General features: G+C 34.7%; 13 protein-coding genes and 1 riboswitch. Of the genes, 6 read left to right on the forward strand and 7 right to left on the reverse strand.

Annotated features, from left to right (window positions below; all coding sequences use genetic code 11):
- Positions 1-122: 122 nt before the first annotated feature.
- The 4 genes from C568_RS0119240 to C568_RS0119255 are packed head-to-tail and all read left to right on the forward strand — an operon-like array spanning position 123 to position 3,076.
- Entirely contained in the window at positions 123-611 is a 489-nt protein-coding gene (locus C568_RS0119240; protein WP_080740252.1) for an RNA polymerase sigma factor, read from the forward strand.
- Positions 608-1,060 (forward strand): hypothetical protein, encoded by a 453-nt coding sequence (locus tag C568_RS0119245; protein ID WP_018766730.1) that lies wholly within the window; start codon positions 608-610, stop codon positions 1,058-1,060. Before C568_RS0119240 ends, C568_RS0119245 begins: the two co-directional genes overlap by 4 nt.
- Positions 1,053-2,123 carry a hypothetical protein gene (locus tag C568_RS0119250; RefSeq protein WP_018782474.1) on the forward strand — a complete coding sequence of 357 codons (1,071 nt, stop codon included), beginning with the start codon at positions 1,053-1,055 and terminating at the stop codon, positions 2,121-2,123. The genes C568_RS0119245 and C568_RS0119250 overlap by 8 nt, the downstream gene beginning before the upstream one ends.
- Positions 2,120-3,076 carry a LiaF transmembrane domain-containing protein gene (locus C568_RS0119255; RefSeq protein WP_018782475.1) on the forward strand — a complete coding sequence of 319 codons (957 nt, stop codon included), beginning with the start codon at positions 2,120-2,122 and terminating at the stop codon, positions 3,074-3,076. Before C568_RS0119250 ends, C568_RS0119255 begins: the two co-directional genes overlap by 4 nt.
- An 86-nt stretch (positions 3,077-3,162) precedes the next feature.
- Here C568_RS0119255 and C568_RS0119260 read toward each other — a convergent pair whose 3' ends face one another.
- From C568_RS0119260 to C568_RS0119275, 4 genes are all read right to left on the reverse strand, one after another.
- Positions 3,163-4,410 carry a DUF445 domain-containing protein gene (locus tag C568_RS0119260; protein ID WP_018782476.1) on the reverse strand — a complete coding sequence of 416 codons (1,248 nt, stop codon included), beginning with the start codon at positions 4,408-4,410 and terminating at the stop codon, positions 3,163-3,165.
- Between the two features lie 191 nt (positions 4,411-4,601).
- The gene (locus C568_RS0119265; RefSeq protein WP_006094404.1) at positions 4,602-5,957 is read right to left on the reverse strand and encodes a D-serine ammonia-lyase; all 1,356 of its coding nucleotides are present in this window, start codon (positions 5,955-5,957) and stop codon (positions 4,602-4,604) included.
- A gap of 179 nt (positions 5,958-6,136) precedes the next feature.
- Positions 6,137-7,804: a potassium-transporting ATPase subunit KdpA gene (kdpA, locus tag C568_RS0119270; protein ID WP_018766733.1), complete on the reverse strand. Its 1,668-nt coding sequence runs from the start codon at positions 7,802-7,804 to the stop codon at positions 6,137-6,139.
- Positions 7,805-7,913: 109 nt separating this feature from the next.
- Positions 7,914-8,055: riboswitch (cyclic di-AMP (ydaO/yuaA leader) on the reverse strand.
- A 238-nt stretch (positions 8,056-8,293) separates the two neighbouring features.
- Positions 8,294-8,848 carry a TlpA family protein disulfide reductase gene (locus C568_RS0119275; RefSeq protein ID WP_018766734.1) on the reverse strand — a complete coding sequence of 185 codons (555 nt, stop codon included), beginning with the start codon at positions 8,846-8,848 and terminating at the stop codon, positions 8,294-8,296.
- A gap of 169 nt (positions 8,849-9,017) precedes the next feature.
- Between C568_RS0119275 and C568_RS0119280 the strand changes: the two genes are divergently transcribed.
- The gene (locus tag C568_RS0119280) at positions 9,018-9,716 is read left to right on the forward strand and encodes a Type 1 glutamine amidotransferase-like domain-containing protein (protein ID WP_018782477.1); all 699 of its coding nucleotides are present in this window, start codon (positions 9,018-9,020) and stop codon (positions 9,714-9,716) included.
- 69 nt (positions 9,717-9,785) lie between these two features.
- Here C568_RS0119280 and C568_RS0119285 read toward each other — a convergent pair whose 3' ends face one another.
- Positions 9,786-11,195: an MATE family efflux transporter gene (locus tag C568_RS0119285; RefSeq protein ID WP_018782478.1), complete on the reverse strand. Its 1,410-nt coding sequence runs from the start codon at positions 11,193-11,195 to the stop codon at positions 9,786-9,788.
- 30 nt (positions 11,196-11,225) lie between these two features.
- Positions 11,226-11,990: a DUF2087 domain-containing protein gene (locus C568_RS0119290; protein ID WP_006094400.1), complete on the reverse strand. Its 765-nt coding sequence runs from the start codon at positions 11,988-11,990 to the stop codon at positions 11,226-11,228.
- 893 nt (positions 11,991-12,883) lie between these two features.
- On the opposite strand from C568_RS0119290, the gene C568_RS0119295 reads away from it, so the two are divergent.
- A complete protein-coding gene (locus C568_RS0119295; protein ID WP_018782479.1) occupies positions 12,884-14,104 on the forward strand; it encodes a macrolide family glycosyltransferase in 1,221 nt (406 codons plus the stop codon).
- Between the two features lie 95 nt (positions 14,105-14,199).
- On the opposite strand, the gene C568_RS0119300 is transcribed toward C568_RS0119295, so the two are convergent.
- Entirely contained in the window at positions 14,200-14,448 is a 249-nt protein-coding gene (locus tag C568_RS0119300) for a hypothetical protein (RefSeq protein WP_018764369.1), read from the reverse strand.
- Between the last annotated feature and the right edge of the window lie 75 nt (positions 14,449-14,523).

Genomic DNA, 14,523 nt, shown 5'->3' on the forward strand with positions numbered 1-14,523 from the left:
TGTAGGGGGACTTCCCATTTCTTACGTCTATATAATAGAATGCGTCAAAAAGGAGGGAGAGAACCATTGAGGAAAAACAATTAATTGAAAAAGCACAACAAGGAAGTGAACATGCTTTTCGTATCCTTGTACAAACATATCGTCATTATATTTTCCAAGTTATTTTTGCTATTTTAAGACATGAGGAAGATGCACAAGATATCACACAAGAAGTATTCGTAAAGATTCACGCCTCTCTCCCTAACTATCAATTCCGCGGATTAAAAACGTGGATGGCACGGATTGCTACAAATCATGCCATTGATTATAAGAGAAAGAAAGAAAGGGAAAAAGTAGAGCTCTCCTTATCAAACGAAACTCAGGAAGATATAAAATCCTCTCATAATATTGAGGCATCGTTACTGAGGAAAGAGAAAAAATTGCTGATTGCTCAAAAACTAAAAGAACTTCCAGAGAATTATCGTGATGTCGTTCTCGCACATTACTTAGAAGAAAAAAGTTATCAAGAAATTGCTACTCAACAAAATGCTGAAGTCAAAACAGTCGAAATGAAGCTTTATAGAGCAAGAAAATGGATCAAAAAACATTGGAAGGAGGAAGATTTTTTATGACGCATTTTTCAAAAGAAGCTTGGTGCAATTACACTTTAGATCTTCTATCACATAACGAACGTGAATCTATGGAACAACATCTTTATGAATGTGATCATTGTTTAGCACTTTATATGGAAATCATTGATGAACAAAATGAAAACCTTCCAATCATAAATGATGATTCATTTACAAATGAGGTTATGAAGCAAATCAAATTCGAAAAACTTAAGTCTGAAGAAAAAATGAGTAAGAAGCAACCAAGACAAATAAAGAGTACGCTCATTCACTACATAATTGCAACTGCAGCTACTTTAATTTTTATGGCAAGCGGTTTATTCCATTATATTTTCACAGTGACTTCTAGTTTTGAACAATCTTCCAAACAAAGTGGGGTTTCGATTTCAAAACAAATTTTAAACAAAACTATACACACTTCAAAAACGAACGGAGGTTCAAAACATGAATAAAAACCCATTTTTAGCGCTAGTTCTAGGGTTGATTCCTGGGCTTGGACATTTATATTTAAAGCGAATTGGTCGTTTTATTATATATGGTGGTAGTTCATTATTATTATTTCTCGCTGCGATAGGCTTTACTATTAACTTCGGAAATCACGGAATTGTTTTCCTTATCCTATTTTTATTAGCACTTGTATGGGGAATAAATATACTAGACTTAATTATTTCTATAGTGAATCAGTCATGGAAAAAAGAGAAAGACCTAACGCAAGAAGCAGCACGTGAAAGTGAACGATTTTATATCATTCTCTTATCCATCATCCCTGGACTTGGGCATTTCCAATTAGGACTTATGCAGCGTGGACTTACATTTTTAGTCGCTTTTACAGGACTAGGTAGCATGATTATATTCGTTACACTATTAACATCTCGTGAAAGCTTTCTTATCTTTCTCGCTACGTTACCTGTTCTATGGATTTATAATTTCTTCGATGTCGTCCAGCAGCTGCAGAAAAAAGAACGTGGGGAAATATTAGTCGATCGTACTATTTTCGAAGATTTTGAGGAGCACCGAGAACAAGGAAGGAAAAGTAAAACATTCGCTTCTATTTTAGCGATGTTCCCTGGAGCGGGTCATATGTATTTAGGCTTACAGCGCCGTGGTCTTCAACTAATGGCAGCCTTTTTACTTGCCATTTATATGCTTGATTTATTAAGACTTTCCGCCTTCTTATTTTTAGTACCTATCATTTGGTTTTATAGCTTTTTCGATACATTACAGCAAACATCCAAATACGGAAAAGAAGATTTACAAGACACACCTATTATCGATTATTTTATTAATCATCAAAAATGGCTTGGTATCGGACTCATCGGGTTAGGATGCTATTATTTACTAGATCAAACACTCCTCCCTATTTTTGACGATTATTTCGCTACTATATTCAATATTCATATTAGTGAATTATATTATCGCTATTTCCAAACATCTATCGTTGCCCTCCTTTTAATTGGTGGTGGCTTTAAATTATTACTAGGGAATAAAGAAGAAAAAGGCGGTGCTAAAGAATGAGAACATGGCGTGTAGGAACGATATCTATGGGGATTTCAATTATCACATTAGGTTGTTTCTTATTATTTTCAACTATAAAAGGTATACAAGTATTTGATAACTTCACAGCATGGTGGCCTATTCTTTTCATTGTGCTTGGCATCGAGATTTTACTATACGTTATATTCTCTAAAAAAGAGCAGCCTATTATTAAATATGATATATTTAGTATTTTCTTTATCGGCGCATTAGGGACCGTTGGAATTTCATTCTATTTCTTATTATCCACTGGATTACTAGAGGAGATTCGTTATTTCATTGGAACAACTGAGCAAACGAATAACATCCCAGAAGCGCAACATGACATCCCTGATTCTATTAAAAAGATTGTAGTTGATACGAGTAATACTCCTCTTACAATAGAAGGTAGTAACATTAATAAAGTGCATTTATTAGGAACATATGAAATGACTATGAAAGCAAATGAAAAGAACAAACTAAAACAGGAAGATTTCATGGCCATTCACACAGTTGGTGAAACAATGTATGTGACATTAAAACCATTACCTGTTCACCATAAATTCTTTGCTTCACAGTCAAGAATGACAGCAACACTTGTCCTCCCGCAGAATAAAAATGTGGAAATTCGCGGTTCTGAAAGAGAACTCTCTCTTTACCCAGGCCAATTACAAAGCAATTGGTCTGTACAAGAAAGATCAAACGTGTCTGTTCATCTTGTAAAAGATAGCGACATAACGCTATCAGCAGTAACAAATCAAAAAGATTCTCATGGGAATACACCTTGGGAACATGTAGAAGAGTTAACGAAAAAGGTGAATAATTCTTCAAAAGAAAATCCAGATTCAAATCAGCAAGAACAATGGTATAAAAACACACTAAAGCTCGGAAACGGAACACATCAGCTAAACATTCAAAAAGCTTATAATACAAACATAAGCCTTCTTGAAGAATGAAACGCTAGCATATAATTGAGGAAGGAAACTTCTTCGGATACTAAAAACCTTCCACATGCATTTCATATCATGAGGAAGGTTTTTTTCTATATAAGTGCTTTAATCCCTTCCAAAACTAACCCAATCATAAACCCGCAAACAGCACCATTCACACGAATCCATTGCAAATCTTTGCCTACGTTATTTTCAATCATTTCAATCAATGTTTGATCGTCTAACTTATCAAGGTTTTCTTGTACAAGCTTTCCAATCTTGGAATGATTATTTTCAACAAGATTTACAATTTGCTTTTGCAACCAGCCTTCTATTTTTTGAACTGTTACTGGATCTTCTTTCACTTTGTTCATTTGCTTCGTTAAAAATGGAAGAAGATATTGATCTGCAAACTCTTCTTTTTTAATAAAAGCGACTGCTCTTACCTGCGCTTGTCCTAACAATTCTTTTATCTTGTCAGCCGCATTCCAATTTGCGATCCAACTTTCTTTCCAATTCTCTAATTCCTGTAATACCACTTCATTTTCCTTCACATTAATAAGTTCTTGACGAACTTTCACTAATATAAGTTGTCTTGTGGTATTATCAGGATTTTGTAAACTACTGATATTACTAATCACGAACTTCTGCAATATGCTTCCGATTTTTTCTTCATCTACAATATTCATGAAAGATTTTAGAGTAAATTGCAAGAATCCATCCACTTTTATATTTTCCATCGCTTTCATGCCTAAACTTCCAAGTTGATAACGGGCTTCATCTTGAGCCGTCCACTCTTTCGCTTTAACTAACATGTAATCAAGTGTTTTTTCATCATATTCTTGTACAACCAATTGATCAATAAGGACTTGCAGTATATTTCCTGTATTAATCGTATGTAAATATGTTTTTAATTCTTTTTCAATTACAATAGCTAACTTTTCGATATCAATTTGAAGAATCGCTTTTTCAGCAATTGTAACAATCCCTTTTTTCACAGCATCAGATTGCAGCTCTCTTTCTGCAATCTGTAACACCATTTGTGCTAACTTCATTTCCTTCACTTTATTTGTTATGCTTTCTTTTGTCAGCCAATCATTCTCCAGTGTGGAAACGAGGCCTTTCGTAATCCGTTTACGATTTTTTGGAAGTAGGGCTGTATGCGGAATTGGAATTCCCATTGGATGACGGAATAGTGCCGTGACTGCAAACCAATCAGCAAGCCCCCCTACTAATCCTGCTTCAAATCCACCTTGTACAATTGTTCCTATCATCGATTCCTGAAATGGAATAGTCGCCGCAAACCCTACTCCCATTACCCCAAGTGAAATACCCGCTAAATATTTTGACTGTAGTGACATTGTATATACACATCCTCTTATTTATGTAAAATGAAGCTTTCTATTGTATAACGAATTTATTAAGCTTATATCGTCAAGTCCTTACTTTCAAAAAAAGCCTATATCTATACTATAATGAACCACGTTAAAAATAACAAAAAAATTCGAATAAAAAAACACGGGGGTTAAACTACCCTCGTGTTAAATTACTTCTAGTTCTCTATCGCTAAATTCAAGCCTTTTTGATAATATTGCTTCCTCACTTCTTCAGGAACCATACTTCCACCAGTCCCCCAAATAATATGTGTACCCTTCCTCACTTTTTCTGTTAAATTATGCTTCAATAAATAATCGGTTCCCTCTTTACATAATTTCATTGGTCCTATCATCCCTGCTAGTGCAGAAGGTTCTAAATGGAGCCCCTCTGTATCGACTAATTTCTTAAGTAACTTATACAACTGTTCATCGCTAACTGTATAACTACCACTTAAAAAAGGTTCCATAGTTTTACCCACAAATCCAGATGGTCTTCCTACAGCAAGTCCGTCCGCGTCTGTGACATTATCAATGCCAATATCTTGTACAGAAATTTTATCATGAAGTCCAGTCATTAAACCAAGTAACATACATGGAGAGTGGGTAGGTTCTGCAAAGAAACAATGGGCATTGTCTTTATACAATAACTTTAAGCCAAATGCTACTCCTCCAGGCCCACCACCTACTCCGCACGGAAGGTAAACAAATAAAGGATGTTCATCATTTACTGTTATCTCTAACTCTTCTAATTGTTTTTGCAAACGAGATGCCGCTACCGCATATCCTAAAAACAAATCATGGGAGTTTTCATCATCAACAAAATAGCAACTAGGGTCTGCATTTGCTTGCAGTCGCCCTTCTTCTACCGCTTTACTATAATCAGCTTCGTATTCAATCACTGTCACATTTTTACTTCTTAACAAATCTTTTTTCCACTCTTTTGCATCGGCTGACATATGAACAGTCACATTAAAACCTAACTTAGCACTCATAATACCTATACTAAGACCTAAATTTCCAGTCGAGCCTACTGCAATTGAATATTGCGAGAAGAAACTTCGAAACTTATCACTATCTAAAATCGAATAATCATCTTGTATCGTTAACATTTGATGTTGAAAAGCTAATTCCTCTGCATGTTTGAGAATTTCATAAATTCCCCCTCTTGCTTTAATAGATCCTGATATAGGAAGATGACTATCACACTTTAACAATAATTCACCTAATATAGGTTGTTGATAATCCTGTTCTAAGGATTGTTTCATGGAAGGAACTCTCACTAAAGGTGATTCTATGATACCGTTCATTCCTTTTGTTTCTGGAAAAACCTTAGCAATATATGGAGCAAAACGTTTCAACCTTTCCTCTGCATCCCTTACATCTTCTTGAGTGAGGGGGGATTTTTTAATTCCCGTTTGAAATTTTTCGATATTGGGATTAATCCAAAATACTTCTTCCATCGAAATGAGCCTGCTTAGTAAAGGATATTGGCCTTTCCATTTTTGTATATCTTTGCTTTCAATCTCCTTCATTTATCTAATCCTCCTAATTTTCTTATAGCAATTTGCACAATAAAATTACATTAAATTAATTTTAATACAGTTTAACATATAATCATTTTTATGTTAATTTTATTTACTTTAATTAAATTAAATTTAACACTTTGTTAAAGAGAATGCATTAGTAAAAGCCTAAACAAATTAAAGTTTCACTATGATATTGTAAGAAATTCAGCAACCGGTCCTAGTATAAGTACCGGCAGAAATGTTAAGGCACCTATTAAAAAGATAGTCCCAAGTAGAATTCCTCCAAATAGCCGATTATCTGTTTGAAAGGTTCCTCTAGTCTCAAGTACAACCTTTTTCCTTTTGAGTCCAACTGCGACGGCAAGCATTGTAATCACACCTAAATATCTACCAATATACATAACAATTCCCGTTGAAAGATTCCAAAAAGGCGTGTTATCCCTTAATCCTTCAAATCCGGATCCGTTGTTAACAGCAGATGACGTGTATTCATATATAATTTGCGTTAAACCATGAAAACCCGGATTAGAAATTGCATCTGTTCCTAGATTCGTAGAAAATGCAATCGCTGCAGTTCCAAGAATAAGTAATGGCTGAGACACAATCGTGACTGCTATTAACTTCATTTCTTTTCCTTCTATTTTTTTGTTAAGAAACTCCGGTGTACGTCCCACCATTAATCCGGCTAGAAACACAGCAATCATTGCATACATGACGACATTCATAAACCCAAGTCCGATCCCTCCAAACACGGTACCTAAAAGCATGTTTATAAGTGGAACCATTCCACCAATCGGTGTTAATGTGTCGTGTGTTGTATTAACACCACCTGTTCCAGAGGCACTTGTAACAGTTGCATATAAAGCAGAAGAGATGACGCCAAGACGAGTTTCTTTCCCTTCCATATTTCCTTGTGAACTTTCTATCCCTAATTGATTTAACAATGGATTCCCCTTCAATTCAGATATAGCAAGCGTACAAAATCCGATAATCAAAAGAATGAACATTGATATAAAAAACATTCTACCTTGTTTCCGATTGCCAACCATTCTTCCGTATACAAATGGAAAAGCCATCGGAATTAACATTTGTAACATCATTTGTAGCACGTTACTTATCATATTGGGATTTTCAAAAGGATGCGCAGAAACTGTTCCAAAAAAACCTCCTCCATTGTCACCAAGTTCTTTAATAGAAAGCAAAGACGCTACCGGTCCACGAGGAATTTCTTGTGCCGTTCCTTCCAACGTTTTCACAACAATTGTTGGATCCAGTGTTTGCGGTGTCCCTAAAACCACAAATATCAATGATGCCACAAATGAAATTGGCAATAATACTCTTGTAATTGCTTGTACAAAATCAACAAAGAAGTTTCCTATTCTTTTCCCCGCTAGTACACGAATAAACGTAATACCAATTGACAATGAAGTTGCAGGTGCCGCAAACATCATAAATGTCACACCTACCATTTGAGAGAAATATGATAAACTACTTTCTCCCCCATAGTGTTGTAAATTCGCATTCGTCATAAATGTAATTGCTGTATGAAATGCTAATGTTGGTTCTAATCCTAAAAAGTGATTCGGGTTTAATGGAAGAATCCCTTGTAATCGAAATATCGAATATACAACCAAGATACAGAAAAAATTTGTGCTCATTAAGCAAAACATATATTGTTTCCAAGTCTGACTATGCCCTTTAATCCCAGCAATTTTAAATAAGATGTTTTCCAGTGGGCCAAATACCTTTTGAAATGGTTCCTTACGCTGAAAAGCATTGTATATATAGTCTCCCATCGGTTTTGCAACAATTACGAATAGGCCAATTGTAATTAGACTTGTAAGCCAGTTCATCCTCTTTCCCCTCTCTGTTTCCATTACACTCAAAAACAAATGTTATATTTTACCATTAAGAGAATAAAAAGAAAACACCAGGTTGCACCTAGTGTTTTTTACACACACAAGCCCCCCTCTCAAAACGCTGACGAGGTTAGCTGTCGGATTCGGGCCTTGAGAGTAGCCCTACCTATAAAAGGATTCACCCCTAGTGACAATGCACAAATTTGGTTCCCCCGCTCCTGAAGTGGATTAAGCGATTTATTATTTGGCTGTAAAATCTACATTGAGCTATTCTGATTGTTAATATACTCCTCTAAATGATAGTTGTAAAGAGAGAGAAAACAAAAAAGAAGGAATCTTCTCACAATAAACTCCCAATACATATGAATAATGCTAATCTCTATAAATATAGTAGCACATGAAATAGTGAAAAATGATATCATTGGAAATCACCCACTTCCATTTCCTATCCCTATGAGAAGCTTTGTAACCTTTATCCCCCTCTTACTTCTCAATTAATTGTTTGAATTTCTTTTCCAACTGATCCGGAGGTAATACTCCACGCGCTTGATCTACAATAATCCCATCTTTATCAACAAAAAACGTTGTTGGCAGTGAAACAATTTTATAATCAAGTCCCGCCACCCCATCCATATCTAATAAAACTGGGAACTTAAATCCAAAACGATCTGCAAACGCCTTTGCTTCTTGTACTGCATCTCCAATCGTTGCATTCACCGCAAAAATTTCGATTTCACCTTTATATTTATCGTAAAGACGAACTAAGTCCGGCGCTTCCATTTCACATGGTCCACACCATGACGCCCAGAAATTGATAACATACGGTTTTCCTTTTGCATCATTTAATGAATAAAGCTTTCCGTCTAATCCTTTTAGTGTGATTTTCGGCGCCTTAAATCCTACTTGAGGTAATACTTCTTTCTCTTGCAGTGCTGCTTGTTTTGCTTTCCGTTCTTTTTCTTCTTGCTTGGAATTATAAAAGTTAACTCCAGCCCAAATAAGTGCTCCAGCTAGTATAATTACAATTAATTTTTTCACTATTTTTCCTCCCATTATCGAGTTCACTTTTTATTTAACTTCGGTATATCACACACCTTTCCTTTATTCATTCATACTTTTTACTTTTCATCTTTTGTTGCAGAAGGAAAGCCACTCTCCTGTAGCGAAATTTTATCAATAATAAAAATCTATTAGGTGGTGCTTCATTATGAAGTTAGCTGTAATTGGCGGAGGTTATCTCGAACAGACAGATCATTTCCATATAAATCAACGACTTATAGAACTAACTGGGAAACAATCTCCAAGAGTATTGTTTATCCCAACAGCAAGCAATGATGATGAAGGTTATATAAAAGAATTTAGAGAAACATTTGAAAAGCAGTTAGGGTGTGATGTTCACATTCTATGTTGCATAAAAGAAAGCTATAGCGAAGATACAATAAGTGAAATGATTCATTTTGCTGATTTCATCTATCTAGGCGGAGGAAATTATATCAATATGCTTGAAAATTGGAAAGAAAACAAAATAGATGAAAAGTTAATAGCAGCCCTACACAATGGAACATTCATTGCAGGATATAGCTCTGGTGCTATGTGCTGGTTTACAACCGGCTTCCGTTCTAATTATAAAGGAGATGGCTATATAGAAAGCGATGGCTGGAATATGGTAAACAAACACTTCTGTCCCCATTACAATCAGCCAGATAGAGCAACTGCTTTCCATCTATTCTTACAAAATCATGCATGTGATATAGATGGAATTGCTTTAGAGGATAATTGTGCTTTATATATAACAGAAAATTCCTTTGAGATTATCGGAGATCCAGAGAAAGCTTGGGAATTCTATATGAATGATGGAAAACTCATAAGACACCATTTTGATGTAACTTTGAAAAGTTATTTATGAGTTGTACTCATACAAAATAAAAATGTCCCTAAGCTTTCAAGCTTAGGAACATTTTTATTTACTTTCAATCTAACTAACAAGTCGCGTAATCCGTTTCTTCTGCCATGAAAGTTTATAATACCCATATTGTAAAAGTAAACTCACAATAAATGCTGCTGGATATCCAATCCATATACCCTTTATACCAAGACTTGTATGATACGAAAGGTAATAGGCAACAGGAACTTCTACAAGCCAAATTGATACAACACCGATAATAGTCGGCCATAGTACGGTTCCACTTGCTCGCATTGTCGCACCAATAATTTGCGCATGACCGAAAATTAAATAACTCCATAATGTAATCATCACTAAACTATGAGCAATTTCGATTGTATTTGGACTTGTTAAGAACAATGATAAAATTTCTCTTGAGAACAAATAAATAAGAGCAATTAATACCCCGCCGATGATATAATTCATCACAATACCTGCCCGAACAACTTTCTGTAATCGATCAAATTGATTCGCACCAATGGATTGTGCAGCAAAAATGGATACTGTAATTCCAAGACTCACTGCTGGCATTTGTACATAACTTGCCACTTGGTTCACGACTCCATAGGCTGCGGTCGCATCAGAACCGAAGCGATTTACAAATGCAATGACTGCAATCTCAGATAACGAAACTAATATCATATTAATACTTGCTGGAATACCAAGACGTAGTAATAACTTTAATAATTCCCAATCCATCCGAAGATATTTTCGTACTGCCCCATCCAATTGCAATGGATGATTTTTCTTCTTTAAATAAATAAGCATTACAACAAACGTTATAATCGTTGATATAACAGAAGCATAAGCTGCTCCATAAACATCAAGTTCTGGCAATCCTAACCAACCAAAAATAAGAACAGGCAACAATATCATGTTCAATACTGTACTAACAATTAAAAAGTAAAATGGCGTTTTGGAATCTCCTGTACCTCGCATAAATGTTGTATATGCAAAATATAAGAATAAGACCGGCATTGAAATAAATAAGATACGTGCATAGTGAACACTCATATCAATAATGTTTTCTGGTGTACCCATAAAGCGCATAATGTCCATTGCGAATATACTTCCAACTATCGCTAAAATGACTCCAATAACAAATGTAAAGGTCAATGTTGTACCAACGATTGCTTTTAAACGCTCTTCATTACGAGCACCAAACGCTTGCCCAATCAAAATTGAACTACCAGAGCCAATTCCAATTACAAATGAAACAAGTAGAAAGAACAATGGAAAGAATGCAGAAATGGCAGCTAAATCATTCACACCGAGCCATCGTCCTACCACTACCATCCCAAACAATTGTCCAACTGATTGTAATACATTACTTAAAAGTAAAGGAACTAAGAACATGGACATTGATTTCCATATCGGTTTCTTTTCCTTCTCATGATTTTGTGATTCTACACCTTCTTGGGTGTTATCTGTAGGTGATTTCAAAATTCATTTCTCCTTTCTTTTGTCTTTTTCTTATAATTTAACCCAATATTTACTTCCATCAGCTGTTCGATCTAGAAAACCATATTCAATTAAATACCTTCTCAAGGTTACAAAATCCGGATACACACTTTCTAAAATTTGATTCACTTCTTTTTCTGTATACTTCTCACTACTATCAAACTTTTTCACTAAATGTCTCAATATGATAAGTTTACGCTTTTGTTTCTTCGGAAATTTAACAAGCGGCCCATTTAATCCTTCGGTAAAATGCAATTTCAACACTTCATCATTCTCTTCTTCCGTAATGTTATATCTGTCATCCACCATTGTAGCTGTGCGGTGAATCGGTAAAAATTTAGACTGCACTTTTGATTTTTCTTCCGACAATTCCATCAGCGTTAAAAACACCTTAGCCTGTTTCATCTTCTCCCGTAATGTAAATCGATGATTACGAATTGTCGATGTACTGCCTCCATCCATCTCTTTCACAATTTCTTTATCATTTAAACCCATATAAAAAAACTGCACCATTTTCTTTTGTAAATCTGTTAAACCTGTAAACTTCTTATCCAGACTTAATAAATATGCGAACATAGATGTATGTTCCTTTTCAATATGCAGCTGTGCAAATTTCTCTGCTTCATATAAAACATTATGATCTTGATAAATAACACCTTTTATAAAAGTTTCTCCGCAAGCTAAGCAAATGTATTCTTCTGTATCCTCTTCAAATACATATCCTTTTTTCAGTTCTTCAACGGAAGCATCCCAAAACTTCTCTGAAATATCACTCATACTAAACAATCCTCCAAAAAGTTTATTATTAACCTAAACAAATTACGATATCGTTTATCCACTTTATCATATTATCATAAACTTCACAAACATTTCAACATTACGTTTGCTTATTTTATAAACAAATTTAAAAACGTTTGTATACAATGTGAACTGAAAGGAATTTTATAGTTAATAAAAAAACAAAAATCCGTGAAAAGATTTTTGTTTTTTTACGCCCATTATATCGCCTTATTTACGCTTCATGTTCATTTCTATATCATGATCAAAAGCAACAGATTACTGTTTCACCACAACATCTATCAAGATCTTACTTACTTTTATGATTTCTTTTTTATTCGTTAGTTGGTTCCAATCCCCTCGAGATCTATTCGAATATTCACAACCATTCAAAGTGAAAAGCAGTTGAGTTTTTCTTCATCTCCCACTGAGTATTATCCCTCACCAATCCGACTTTTACGGACAGTTAATCCCCAACCTAACTTCTTTGCTTTCGCCGAATTTTGAGATGAAGGTTTTACTGCCCGCAAATAGCAGGATAAATGAAACTCCCTCTTATTTCTTATCTATCTGTTTCTCAAGATAACATTACTGCTTCCTCTCTATTCAATCCGCTCCATATAAGTGCAATCTATACCCCCACACAAAATATTTTTGTTTTTATAGACAAATTCAAAAATAGTTTATTATAATCCGAACAAAAGATAAATATGTTTACTTTTTAATCCGACGTTATTCATCTGAAAATATAATATACATCCACAAAAAATAGAGATTTTATTATGACAATCATCATATTTTGTACTTCGCACTGCTATAGGAATCATTACTGATAAAACTTGTATTCTCTTTGCTAAGGTATGTATCAAACTATATTTACTGGAGGGATAAAGATGAAAAAAGCGCTTTACATCAACATTGGTGGAGAAGGACATGTAAATCCAACACTTGGATTAGTAAATGATTTAGTAAAACGAGGAGAACATATCACCTATTATTCATCCAATCATTTTGAAGAAAAAATCAAAAAAGCCGGTGCCCAGTTCCGTCCCGTTGATCAAAAGGCACACAGAAAGCTTGCAGAAAGTATGGGTCTTATGGCTTCCCAGCCTCAAGAATATTTATTGCAATTTCTAAATGCAATGGAAATGATCACCGACTCCATCCTAGAAGAAATTTCCAACGAAACGTATGATTATATTATATACGATGCACAGTCTTTACCTGGAAAATGGATTGCCCACCAAAACAAATTATTATCTATTGCAACTTGGACCACTTTTGCATATTCACAAGACCCAAAAATAAATATGTCCCTGACAGGAATAGATGATATGGAACAAAAACAAGAGCGTTTGACCATGCTAAAAGCATTTTTACAATTAGAAGAAATCGCCAAACGCAAACAATATTTAGAAAACAAATACGAACTTCCATTATCTTACAACTTCTTACTTTGTCCTGGTTCAGGAGATTTAAATATCGTCTTCACTTCTTCCTATTTCCAAAGGAATAGCAGCGCTTTTAAGAATAACTATATTTTTGTCGGACCTTCCATTACTAAAAATGAAACTGCAAACGATTTTCCAATGAATCTATTAAAAGACACACATGTGATTTACATTTCTATGGGAACGATAATGAACAACCAGCCAGACTTCTATCAAAAGTGCTTTACCGCTTTAAAAGATTTAAAGGTTAAAGTGGTGCTTAGTATAGGCAAACAATTAAAAGCAGAGCAGCTAAAGAATATACCCGATAATTTTATTGTTCGTAACTATGTTCCTCAATTAGATGTACTTCGCCAAACTAATGTCTTTATTTGCCATTGTGGAATGAATAGCACCAGTGAATCACTTTATTTTGAAGTACCCTTAGTTATGCTTCCTATCATAAATGATCAACATACGATTGCTGAACGAGTGAAAGAACTTGGTGCAGGAGCTATGTTAAATATTCAACAACTATCGGCGGAGGATATCAAAGAAGCTGTTAGTGAAGTGTTAAGGAATCCTATTTATAAGAACAATACGAAAAAAATTAGTCAATCATTTCGTAACGCGGGCGGTTATTCTAGGGCTGCTAATAAGATTTTCAAATTTACTCGTTCATGAAAATCATTAAAGATCCATGATTTCACTAACATAGACCTTTTTTCATAGCCCATAAGCATTATCTTGTAGCTCCAATTACCGGATTTACTTTTAATCTAAACTCTTTTCCTTCTCTCAATAAATTTAAGTGTAACAAATCCTACGATGAAAGATAAAAAAACGAAGAATAATTGTATGTAGTCAACATCAAAGAAGTGATTAGCAGATACTGCTGGAGTTATTGTTGCAACGCTCGTCCAATCCCGTGAATCCTGCATGTAAAAGTATGTGAATATAGTTCTTGGTAACAATTGTAATACGATAAATGTAATCAGCACCGCTAGTGTAGAAATGGCGTATTTCATTCTCCTCACCTGCCTTTCATTTCAAATATTTTACCATGAAAAAAGAGCCAAGATTCTAAAATTAGAACCTGGCTC

This window comes from Bacillus sp. 95MFCvi2.1 (genome assembly GCF_000374965.1).
Taxonomy (GTDB): domain Bacteria; phylum Bacillota; class Bacilli; order Bacillales; family Bacillaceae_G; genus Bacillus_A; species Bacillus_A pseudomycoides.

What these genes read in the sequence shown, in the direction of transcription:
- C568_RS0119245 (WP_018766730.1), top strand. Translation starts at nt 608, where the DNA reads ATGACGCATTTTTCAAAAGAAGCTTGGTGCAATTACACTTTAGATCTT.
- C568_RS0119250 (WP_018782474.1), top strand. Translation starts at nt 1,053, where the DNA reads ATGAATAAAAACCCATTTTTAGCGCTAGTTCTAGGGTTGATTCCTGGG.
- C568_RS0119255 (WP_018782475.1), top strand. Translation starts at nt 2,120, where the DNA reads ATGAGAACATGGCGTGTAGGAACGATATCTATGGGGATTTCAATTATC.
- C568_RS0119260 (WP_018782476.1), bottom strand. Translation starts at nt 4,410, where the DNA reads ATGTCACTACAGTCAAAATATTTAGCGGGTATTTCACTTGGGGTAATG.
- C568_RS0119265 (WP_006094404.1), bottom strand. Translation starts at nt 5,957, where the DNA reads ATGAAGGAGATTGAAAGCAAAGATATACAAAAATGGAAAGGCCAATAT.
- kdpA (WP_018766733.1), bottom strand. Translation starts at nt 7,804, where the DNA reads ATGAACTGGCTTACAAGTCTAATTACAATTGGCCTATTCGTAATTGTT.
- C568_RS0119280 (WP_018782477.1), top strand. Translation starts at nt 9,018, where the DNA reads ATGAAGTTAGCTGTAATTGGCGGAGGTTATCTCGAACAGACAGATCAT.
- C568_RS0119290 (WP_006094400.1), bottom strand. Translation starts at nt 11,990, where the DNA reads ATGAGTGATATTTCAGAGAAGTTTTGGGATGCTTCCGTTGAAGAACTG.
- C568_RS0119295 (WP_018782479.1), top strand. Translation starts at nt 12,884, where the DNA reads ATGAAAAAAGCGCTTTACATCAACATTGGTGGAGAAGGACATGTAAAT.
- C568_RS0119300 (WP_018764369.1), bottom strand. Translation starts at nt 14,448, where the DNA reads ATGAAATACGCCATTTCTACACTAGCGGTGCTGATTACATTTATCGTA.